The organism is Nocardia sp. NPDC060259 (assembly GCF_042728775.1).
Taxonomy (GTDB): Bacteria; Actinomycetota; Actinomycetes; order Mycobacteriales; family Mycobacteriaceae; genus Nocardia.
In genome coordinates this window covers 23,572-32,271 of sequence record NZ_JBHXAY010000086.1, presented here as the reverse complement: position 1 = coordinate 32,271, position 8,700 = coordinate 23,572, and the positions used below count along the sequence as shown (strand labels likewise).

The following is an 8,700-nucleotide window of genomic DNA, read 5'->3' as shown; positions in this document are numbered from 1 at the left end:
CGCCCTCACCACTTCTAAAACACGGCCTAGTCGAGATCCTGCTCCGCCACGCCGCCCCCGTCATCCCTCACCCGGCGGGCACGGCGTTCAAGACTACAACTTCGCCAAGTATCGCGCCGATGCCGACCGAGTGCCGCGCACGACCTGTACTACGAATCGCCAATCGCCAATCGCCAATCGCTCGGAGCGCTGGATCGCGGCCTGCATGCCGGTGGCGAACTCCCGGCGCGCGATCTCCGGGTCGGCCTGCGCGCGCAGTGTCGGGCAGCTGGCGGAGGTGGCCGGAACTCCGGCGCGCCGCAGCAGCAGTGTCGCGGGGCACCAGCCGACGGCGCTGTAGAACAGCAGATTCGCGCCGACGAAACCGGTGAAGATCAGCCACCACTGCGAAAACGTGACCGCGAGAAGGACGCTGATCAGAACGAAGGCGCCTGCGAGTAGCGGCACGAGGCGCTCGATCGACCAGCCCTGGTGTCGGGGGAGACTCGCCATGGGCAATTCATCCAATCATGGTGCTCGCCTGCGCATTGTGTGATCAGGCGAGGGCGAGGAAGAGCTTTTCCAGCTCGGCTTCGGTCATCGGTTCGGAGCCGTCGGCGGTGTCTCCGGTCAGGCATTCCCGCAAGCCGGTCGCGACGATCTTGAACCCGGCGCGATCGAGGGCGCGCGAAACGGCGGCGAGCTGGGTGACGACATCCTTGCAGTCGCGGCCCTGTTCGATCATCGAGATGACGCCGGCGAGCTGTCCGTTCGCACGGCGAAGACGGTTGAGGACCTGGGCGATAGTCTCTTCGTTGCCGACCATGGTGGTGCCTTTCTGTGTGGTTCACCCAGTATACCCCTGGGGGTATCCATGGGCCCGCCGGCGGCGAGCCCATGGATGTGATCTCAGTGGTGGGCGAAGCTGATGGAGGGGAGAACCTTGCGCAGCCAAGCGGGGGACCACCACGCGGCGTGGCCGGTCAAGCGCAGCAGCACGGGTAGGAGCACCAGCCGGACCGCGAAGGCGTCGAGCAGCACCGCCACGCCGAGGATGATTCCCATCTCCTTGGGTGGCAGCGGCTCGGCGAGTGCGAAGGTGAAGAACACCGCGACCATGACCGCCGCGGCGGCGAAGATCACCCGGCCGGAATGGGCCATCCCGTCGACCTGCGCGATCTTGGGGTCACCGGAATGTTCGTAGTGCTCCTTGGCGGTCGCCAGCAGGAACACGGTGTAGTCCATCGCGATGGCGAAGATCATCGCGAAGAAGAACACCGGCCCCCAACCGTCGAGGAACCCTTGCGGAGTGAATCCGAGCAGGCCCGCACCGTGGCCGTCCTGGAAGATCAGGCGCGCGACCCCGAACGCCGCGGCGGTCGACAGCAGACTGACCACGGTACCCAGCACGGCGATCAACGGCGCCTGGAGTGCGATCAGCAACAGTGCGAAGCCCAGCACCAGGATGATTCCGACGATGATCGGCAGGTATTTGTCCAGGGCGTCCTGCAGATCCAGGTTCTCGGCTGGAGCGCCGCCTGCCAGCGCGCCGGCCGGCATGGTGTCACGCAGGTCGTCCAGGATGTCGCCCATCCGGTCGTCCGAAGGGTCGACCTCGGGCAGTGCCTGCATCATGACCAGGCCGCTACCGTCGATCGCGGGCTGGGCGGGGGTGACCATGCTGATGCCGTCGACGGTCTTGGCGGCTTCGGCGACCTGTGTGGCCTCACCTGCCGGGGCGATGATCTGGATCATGCCCGGCGCGCCCTTGCCCATCTGGGCCTGCACGAGTTCGTAGCCTTGCCGGACCGGCGCGTCATCGGGCACGACCTGGATCGAGGGCATCGCCACCTTGAGGCCGATGACAGGCACCGACAGCGCGATCAACACCAGCAGTGCGCCGATGGCGAACGGCCAGGGCTTGTCGTGCAGCAGCTTGCCCCACGCCTCGAATCGCGGTGAGCGGTGCTGCTGGCGCTTGGCGTACGGCAGTGCGCCCGCGTTGACCTTGCTGCCCAGAGCACCCAGTGCCGCCGGCAGCAGCGTCATGGTGGCGAGCAGAACGAATGTGACCGCGAACATGATGCCGACAGCCATGGTGCGCACGGCTGGTGTCGGCACGATCAGCACGGCCGACAGGCTGACCAAGACGGTGAGTCCGGACAGCACAACGGCCTTCCCGGCCGTGTCCATGGTCTCGGCGACGGCCGCTCTGGAATTCGGTGCGGTGGTGAGCGCGTCACGGAAACGGGCAACGATGAACAGCGCGTAGTCGATGCCCAGCGCGAGGGCGAACATCATCGCGAAGTTCATGGCCCACACCGAGATCGGGGTGACCTGGTTCAGCAGGACCAATCCGCCCGCGGACGCGATCAGCCCTGCCAGGGTCAGCAGGAGCGGCAGCCCGGCGGCGACCATCGACCCGAAGGCCAGCACCATGATCGCCAACGTGACCGGCCACGAAAACAACTCGGCCTTGATCATGGCGTCATGGTTGGCCTTGTTGAAGTCGCTCCACAGCGCTGAGGCGCCGGTCGGGTAGACGTCGATCCCGTCCCCCGATACCGCGGTGAGCGCTTCCTTGTGTTCGTCGACGGCTTTGACCATGTCGTCGGTGGAGGCGTTGGCGCCGGCGATGAGAATGCCGGTGTGTCCGTCCGGGCTGATGGACATCCCGGGCTGTGGAGCGATCACCTCGCCGAAGCGGGAATCCCCTTCGAACACGGTGCCGATCTCGTCGAGAGCCTGCTGAACTTGTGGACTGTCGACGGTGTGGACGTCGGAATGGACGACGACCTGCACCGCCGCCGAGGAATTGCCTCCGAAGTGCTGCTGCGCCAGCTCGCGCACGCGCACCGATTCCGAACCGTTGGCCTGCCAGCCAGCCCCTGCGAGCGAGTCGAACACGCTCGGTGCGGCGGAGCCGAGGGCGACCAGCAGTACGAGCCACACGCCGACAACGAGCTTGGACCGGCCCGCCATCGTCGCGCCGAGCCGGCCCAGAATACCGCCGGATATACCCGGCGGTTCCGTGCTTCGACCTGGGGAAACCGTCAGAGATGCGCTCATCATTTTTCCTTTCATACCCCGGGGGGTATATTGGCTGGCGAATCCAAAGATACCCCCGGGGGTATAGAAATCGGAAGAGTGGCATGCGGCACACGCCGTGCCGAGACCGCTGGGAGGCGCGAGATGAGAGTTGTGATCGTTGGTGGGGTTGCCGGAGGGATGTCGGCAGCCACCCGTTTGCGCCGACTGGATGAATCGGCCGAGATCGTCGTTCTCGAACGTGGCGATCACGTCTCGTTCGCGAACTGCGTTCTGCCCTACTACGTCGGCGGCGTGATCCCGAAGCGGGAATCGCTGCTGCTGCAGACCCCGAAGGCGCTCTCCGCGCGGTTTCGCCTGGACGTGCGAGTGCGGCATGAAGTCGTCGCGGTGGATCCGGTCGCACGGACGGTGATCGTCCATGAGGTGGATACGGCGCGCGAGTATGTCGAATCCTTCGATGAGCTGGTGTTGAGTACCGGTGCGTCAGCGGTTGTGCCGCCCATACCCGGGGTGGGACGCGCGCTGGTGTTACGGGATGTCGAGGATGTCGACCGCATGGCCGAAGCGGTGGCCGACGTGCGGTCGGCGGTCGTCGTCGGTGCCGGCTTCATCGGCGTCGAGCTGGCCGAAAACCTGGTGCGGCGGGGAATCGCGACCACGGTGGTAGAACGCGGCACGCAGGTGCTGGCGCCGCTGGATGTCGAGATGGCCGCGCCGGTCGCTGCCGAGATGCGGAAGCACGGGATCCGTCTGGAGCTGGGAGCGGAGGTGGCGAGCATCGAAGCCGATACCGTGACGCTGTCCGACGGGCGAGAGGTACCGGCGGAGCTGGTCGTGATGGCGATCGGGGTCCGCCCGGAAAGCGGTCTCGCTCGGGAGGCCGGGATCGACATCGGTTCCGGTGGTGGCATCGTGGTCGATGACCGCTTGCGGACATCGGCGCCAGGGATCTACGCGGTCGGCGATGTGGTGGAGAAGAAGGACGCGGTGTCGGGCCGGTCCACACTGATGCCGCTGGCCAATGCGGCCAATCGGCAGGGCAGGCTCGTGGCCGACGTCATCGCGGGGTTGCCCGTCGTGGATCCACCAGCCCAGGGCACTGCCATCCTGGGCGTCTTCGATCTCACCGCGGCGATGACCGGCTGGAGCGAGAAGCGGCTGTGGGCTGCCAGCCGCCCGTTCCGGGTTCTGCATACGCACCCGCTCTCGCACGCCGGGTACTATCCGGACGCCCGGGCCATGTCGGTGAAACTGCTGGTGGAGCCCGAACCGACCGAATTCTGGGAGCCCAGGCGGTCGGCGGTGATGGTGTCGACAAGCGCATCGATGTGCTGGCTACCGCGATGGCGGGCGGTATCACGGCATCGCGGCTGATGGACTTGGAGCTGGCGTACGCGCCCGCGTTCGGTTCGGCCAAGGACCCGGTGAACATGCTCGGCTACATGGCCGACAATCTGCGCATCGGAGGACTCCGCACGGCGCAGTGGTACGAAGTCGACGACGCGATCGCCACAGGTTCGCAGGCGGTCGATGTGCGGTCGGCGGAAGAGTTCGCCGCGGGTTCGATCCCCGGCTCGCTCAACATCCCGCTCGACGAACTGCGCGATCGTGCGAAAGAGATCGCTGACGGTCCGGTCCTGGTCTTTTGCCAGGTCGGCCAGCGTGGAAACAGTGCGACGCGGCTGTTGACCCAGCTCGGGCGCGACGCGGTCAATCTCGACGGTGGGTATCGAACCTGGCGCGACGCCACCGCAGAACAACGTCGGTAGATCCGGTCCGAGATCCGCCGACGCCAACCGAAAGGAACGACACATGTGTCAACGAATCACCTGTCGCACATGCGGCAAGCCCAGCTACAGCGGATGCGGTAGCCATGTCGAGCAGGTGCTCGGCAATGTGCCGAAATCGCAACGCTGTTCCTGCGCTGCGGACTCGCCACCGCGGAAGTGGTGTGCGCTTGCTCAGTGATAGATGAGCAGTGAAATGGACTGGTAACCGAGCAATCGAATGCCGCAGGCTCGCACCATCGTCGAAACTTCAGGAGGTGGGCGATGGTTCGCAGAGGTGAACATGCGGTAGTGCTGGGCGCGAGCATGGCAGGGTTGCTCGCGGCACGAGTGCTGGCCGATTTCTACGACCAGGTGACCGTGGTGGAACGAGATCGGCTCGGCGCCGGATACGAGCCGCGCAGGGGAGTGCCGCAGGGCAAGCATGTGCACGCGTTGCTGCCGAGTGGATCCGAGGCACTGGAGGTGCTGTTTCCTGGTTTGCTCGCCGACCTGGTGTCGGGTGGCACCAGGGTCGTCGAGGACTACACGGAGTTCTATTTCTCGATAGCGGGCAACCGTCTCTCATCCGCCGTGCAGCCGCGCGTCCTGACCTATCTGCCGACCAGGCCGCGTCTGGAATGGATTGTGCGGGAACGAGTTCGGGCGTTGCCGAGGGTGAAGATCGCCGACGGCAATGATGTCGTCGGTCTGGTTTCGGATGAAACACGCAGGCGGGTGATCGGTGTCCGGGTCATGGCTCGGGCAGCGGGCAGCGCGGAGGAAGTCCTGTCTGCTGATCTTGTCGTGGACGCGATGGGACGCGGTACGCGGACCCCGACGTGGCTGAGCGGGCTCGGCTACGAAATGCCTGCCGAGGAATCGGTTTCGGTCCATATGGGCTACTCCAGCCTGTTCGTGCGGCTGCAACCCGGCACCGAGCCGGAGAAGTTGGTGTTGATCGGTCCGGCGCCGGACCGGCCGATAGGGATGGCGTTGTTCGTGACGGAGGACGACACCTGGCTGTTCACCGCGACGGGATACCGGGGCCATCACCCGAGTACGAGTTTCGATGAGATGGTCGACGGCATCGCGATGTTCGCCCCGCCGCACGTGGTCGACGCGCTGCGTCACGCGGAGCCGCTGTCAGAGGTGGCGACATACCGCTACGACGCCAACCGCCGGCGCCGCTACGACCGGTTGAGTCGATTCCCGCAGGGGTTGATCGTGTTCGGGGATGCGATGTGTGGATTCAATCCCATCTACGCCCAAGGCATGTCGGTTGCCGCGCTGCAGGCCACGGCGCTGCGCGATTGTTTGCGTGTGAGCGGTGACGATGTGGAACGCCGCTTCTTCCGCGCTGCCGCCGCGCCGGTCGGTGTCGCGTGGCGTTTGGCTGTCGGTGCAGATCTGACGCAGCCACTGGTCGAAGGTGCGCGACCACTCCAGATCCGACTGGTCAATCGGTACGTCCGCCACGTACTCGAAGTGGGCAGACACGATCCGGTGGTGGCCACGCAGTTCCTGTTGGTCTCGGCGTTGCTCGACCATCCGGCGCGGCTGCTGCGGCCCGAGATCATCGTACGGGTTCTGCGCGGGATGGCTCGATCGGAGCGTGTCGAGGACGGGTCGGCGGAGAGAGTTCCGGTCCGTTGAGTACCGGTGTCGGCAAAGGCGAACACAGCGGATGCGCAGCTGATACACATGGCCGGTGAATAGCCCCTCAGCGCAGTGGAGAACCCTCGCCGACCGGCTCCGGCTGGCCCGTCGGCGCCGGTTCGTCGGACGCGCGGGTGAAGTCGAGCTGTTCCTGTCGGCGCTCGATTCGGACGAGCCGCCCTTCTCGGTGATGTTCATCTACGGGCCGGGTGGAGTCGGCAAGACGGCACTGCTCGCTGAATTGCTGGAGGTGGCTGAGCACGCCGGACGTGGCACGATGCGGGTCGACGGACGCAACATAGAGCCGTCGCCCGCAGCGTTCCACGCGGCGATGTCCGAGCCCGAGGACCGATCGGCCCAGGCGACGTCGGTGCTGGTCATCGACACCTTCGAACGCTTTGCGCCGTTGGAGGATTGGCTACGTGAGACGTTTCTGCCCGGCTTGGCGACCAACGTACTGGTCGTGATCGCCGGTCGGCATCCACCCGCCAGGGAGTGGTTGAGCGACCCCGGCTGGCGGGAACTGCTGCGCGTGGTCTCGCTGCGGAATCTGGCACCCGATGACGCCCGAACCTACCTTCGGGTCGCGGAGGTACCCGAAGACAAGCACGAACGGATGTTGGCGCTCACCCATGGCCATCCGCTGGCCCTGTCGCTCCTTGTCGATCTGCTGGCCCAGACCGCGGGCGAGTTGCCTGCCACATTGGTCGACGCGCCGGACGCGGTGCGGGCTCTGCTCGCGCGGTTCGTCGAATCCGTGCCGAGCAAACGTCATCGGGCGGCGCTCGAGGTGTGCGCCCACGTACGGTTCACCACCGAGGCGCTGCTGCGGGCCGCGCTCGGCGAACCCGACTGCTCGGAAGTGTTCGGATGGTTGTGCGAGCTCGCGATCATCGAACGCGGACCACTCGGGCTCGCTCCGCACGATATCGCCCGCGACGTCCTCGACGCGGATCTACGCTGGCGCGATCCGGAGTCCTATCTCGAGGTGCATCGCCGCGTTCGCGGGCACCTCATCGAATTGCTCGACACCGCAGCCGAACACGGTCGGTGGCCGGTCGCGGACCTGGTGTTCCTGCATCGGCACAACCCGACGATCTCCGCGTATTGGGATTGGTCGAGTTTCGGCCGGTCCTTCCCCGACCGATACCGCCCAGCGTATCGAGAATCGATCTTGGCGATGACGAAACGACACCAGGGGCCCGAACAGGCCGAGCTGGTCGAATTCTGGCTCGCCCGCCAGCCCGAACAATTCGTCGTTGTCCAGGGCCCCGGCACAGAACCGATCGGCTACTTCTGCCGGCTGGCACTGCACGAGGCGACCGAGGCCGACCTGGCCACCGACCCCGGCACGCGCGCGATGTGGGACTACGCGACCCGGTATGGCCGACCACGACCGGGCGAGCCGGTGTACGCGGGCCGATTCCTCGTCGACGCAGAACTGAACCAGCTCCCGTCGCCGACGATCAATGTGGTCACGGCCCGCTCGACCCAAAACTGGCTGTCGCAACCAGATCTGACCTGGGAATTCATCGGCGCCTTCGCGGACTTCGACGCATGGGAACCGTTTATGCACCACATCGACTTCCATCGCGCGCAAGAAGCCGGATACGAGGTCGGCGGACAGCGCTACGCGGTATACGCACACGACTGGCGACGTGTGGGTATCGCCGAATGGCTCGACCTGACCAATGACCGGGTCGTCGGCATGGATATCGCGCGACCCGCGCCACCGGTACCCGAACTCGTTCTGTCCCAGCCCGAGTTCGCCGACGCGGTTCGATCGGCGCTGCGTGAGCTCGGACGCGGAGGTCGACTCGAACGAAACCCGTTGCTGTGCTCCAAGGTTGTGCGGGGTCGGCCGGGGTCGGCCACGGGCGTCACGCTACGGGAGCTGCTCACCACGATTATCGAGTCACTGCGAGACGACGCCCGCGGCGAGAAGCTCTACCGTGTACTAGACCGCACCTACCTACGACCGGCGCCCACCCAGGAACGCGCCGCCGAGCTACTCGGACTGCCCTTTTCCACCTACCGCCGTCATCTCACTCGGGCCGTGGAGCGCGTGATCGAAAAGATGTGGGAGATCGAGCTCTATGGTGCCGGGTCACTCGACCGATGACCCGATGAAATCTCGTTGACTTGCAATGGCAGGTGTTCGAGCCGAGGACCGCCGCATCCGCCGTCACTCCCTCGGCCCTCTTCCGGTCGTAGACATCGAGTTCGGTGAGGGTTTCGTCGCCCG

5 protein-coding genes and 1 pseudogene are annotated in these 8,700 nt (G+C 65.8%); 3 read left to right on the top strand and 3 right to left on the bottom strand.

What is annotated here, in order from left to right; genetic code table 11:
* Positions 1–93 precede the first annotated feature (93 nt).
* The 3 genes from ACFWF2_RS25565 to ACFWF2_RS25555 all read right to left on the bottom strand — a co-directional run bounded on the left by ACFWF2_RS25565 (position 94) and on the right by ACFWF2_RS25555 (position 3,048).
* A complete protein-coding gene (locus ACFWF2_RS25565; protein WP_379309984.1) occupies positions 94–492 on the bottom strand; it encodes a DUF2892 domain-containing protein in 399 nt (132 codons plus the stop codon).
* A 43-nt stretch (positions 493–535) separates the two neighbouring features.
* A complete protein-coding gene (locus ACFWF2_RS25560; RefSeq protein ID WP_189027774.1) occupies positions 536–805 on the bottom strand; it encodes a metal-sensitive transcriptional regulator in 270 nt (89 codons plus the stop codon).
* 83 nt (positions 806–888) lie between these two features.
* On the bottom strand, positions 889–3,048 hold the full coding sequence (locus ACFWF2_RS25555; RefSeq protein WP_379309983.1) for an MMPL family transporter: 2,160 nt from the start codon (positions 3,046–3,048) through the stop codon (positions 889–891).
* A 123-nt stretch (positions 3,049–3,171) separates the two neighbouring features.
* On the opposite strand from ACFWF2_RS25555, the pseudogene ACFWF2_RS25550 reads away from it, so the two are divergent.
* The 3 genes and pseudogenes from ACFWF2_RS25550 (at position 3,172) to ACFWF2_RS25540 (ending at position 8,577) form a co-directional block, all read left to right on the top strand.
* Positions 3,172–4,799: pseudogene (locus ACFWF2_RS25550) on the top strand (FAD-dependent oxidoreductase).
* Positions 4,800–5,081: 282 nt separating this feature from the next.
* Complete coding sequence (locus ACFWF2_RS25545) at positions 5,082–6,452, top strand: FAD-dependent oxidoreductase (protein WP_379309982.1); 1,371 nt, start codon at positions 5,082–5,084, stop codon at positions 6,450–6,452.
* Positions 6,453–6,507: 55 nt separating this feature from the next.
* Positions 6,508–8,577: an AAA family ATPase gene (locus ACFWF2_RS25540; RefSeq protein WP_379309981.1), complete on the top strand. Its 2,070-nt coding sequence runs from the start codon at positions 6,508–6,510 to the stop codon at positions 8,575–8,577.
* Positions 8,578–8,700 lie beyond the last annotated feature (123 nt).

Bases quoted from the DNA above. Each gene is read 5' to 3' on its own strand.
- ACFWF2_RS25565 (WP_379309984.1), bottom strand. From the start codon at position 492: ATGGCGAGTCTCCCCCGACACCAGGGCTGGTCGATCGAGCGCCTCGTG.
- ACFWF2_RS25560 (WP_189027774.1), bottom strand. From the start codon at position 805: ATGGTCGGCAACGAAGAGACTATCGCCCAGGTCCTCAACCGTCTTCGC.
- ACFWF2_RS25555 (WP_379309983.1), bottom strand. From the start codon at position 3,048: ATGAGCGCATCTCTGACGGTTTCCCCAGGTCGAAGCACGGAACCGCCG.
- ACFWF2_RS25545 (WP_379309982.1), top strand. From the start codon at position 5,082: ATGGTTCGCAGAGGTGAACATGCGGTAGTGCTGGGCGCGAGCATGGCA.